This window comes from Methylobacterium sp. CCH7-A2 (assembly GCF_001557075.1).
GTDB classification, from domain to species: Bacteria; Pseudomonadota; Alphaproteobacteria; order Rhizobiales; family Beijerinckiaceae; genus Allobosea; species Allobosea massiliensis.
On sequence record NZ_LSKN01000313.1, the window covers coordinates 1 to 1,062 of the forward strand.

At 63.2% G+C, this 1,062-nt stretch carries 2 protein-coding genes; one reads left to right on the top strand and one right to left on the bottom strand.

Features of this window, described 5'->3' with window-relative positions:
- Positions 1-292 (bottom strand): thiosulfate oxidation carrier protein SoxY (locus tag AX750_RS24570; protein ID WP_280939926.1); only part of this gene is annotated, 292 nt, incomplete at its 3' end.
- A 217-nt stretch (positions 293-509) separates the two neighbouring features.
- On the opposite strand from AX750_RS24570, the gene soxA reads away from it, so the two are divergent.
- Positions 510-1,062 (top strand): sulfur oxidation c-type cytochrome SoxA (soxA, locus tag AX750_RS24575; protein ID WP_082734971.1); only part of this gene is annotated, 553 nt, incomplete at its 3' end.

The following is a 1,062-nucleotide window of genomic DNA, read 5'->3' on the forward strand; positions in this document are numbered from 1 at the left end:
GCGGGTTGCCGTCGGCATAGATGTGGACGGCCTTGACGTAGTCGGCCTCCGTCATTGGGCTCTCGACCTCGACATTGACGGGAACGACGAGGCCGTTCTCCGCGATCTCGGGCACGTCAAGCTTGATCTTGCCCTCACCCAGCGGCTTGTCGCCATAGAGCTTCTTGATCTCCGCCATGACCGCCTTTTCGTCAGCGAAGGCGAGGCGCGAGCCCAGAAGGCTGGCGAAAGCGGCTAGCGCGCCGGCCGTGAGTGTGCTGCGGCGGGTCAGGCCCGCGATCAGGGATGGCATAGGCTTCCTCCTTGGAAATGTTCGTGTTCCGCTCTTGACGACGGGGCCGCCACGCGATCATCATTTGTACGTATCGTGATATTGTTTTCTATGAATGTAAAGTCCCTCCGACAGAGAGGGATGTGAAACGAAGGTCGCAAAGCAGCGGCCGCCTGAGGAAACGAAAGGGCAAGGGATGAAGCTCCCCACCATAGGAGCGGCTGTGCTGGCGGCCGCCATGACACTGGCCGCCGGGCACCTGACCGCACAGGCCCCGCCGCAGGACGACAGCGAGAAGGAGATCGAGCGCTACCGGCAGATGCTGTCGGACCCGTTCTCCAACCCGGGCTTCCTTGCGGTCGATCGCGGCGAGGCGCTGTGGGCCGAACCACGCGGAGCCAAGAAAGCGTCGCTGGAGGGCTGCGATCTCGGCGAGGGACCCGGCAAGATCGACGGCGCCTTCGCCAAGCTGCCACGCTATTTCGCCGATGCCGACCGCGTCATGGATACCGAGCAGCGGCTGCTCTGGTGCATGGACAAACTGCAGGGGCTCGATACCGCCGACGTCTTGAAACGCCGCTTCTCGGGGCCGGGCGTCGCGTCAGATCTGGAAGACCTCACCGCCTTCATTGCCAACAAGTCTAGCGGGATGAAGATCGAGCCTCAGCTCAATCATCCCAAGGAGATTGAGATGGCGGCGGTCGGCGAGGAGCTGTTCTATCGCCGCGGCGGCGTAATGGATTTCTCCTGCGCCACCTGCCACGCCGAGGAAGGCAAGCGCATCCGCCTGC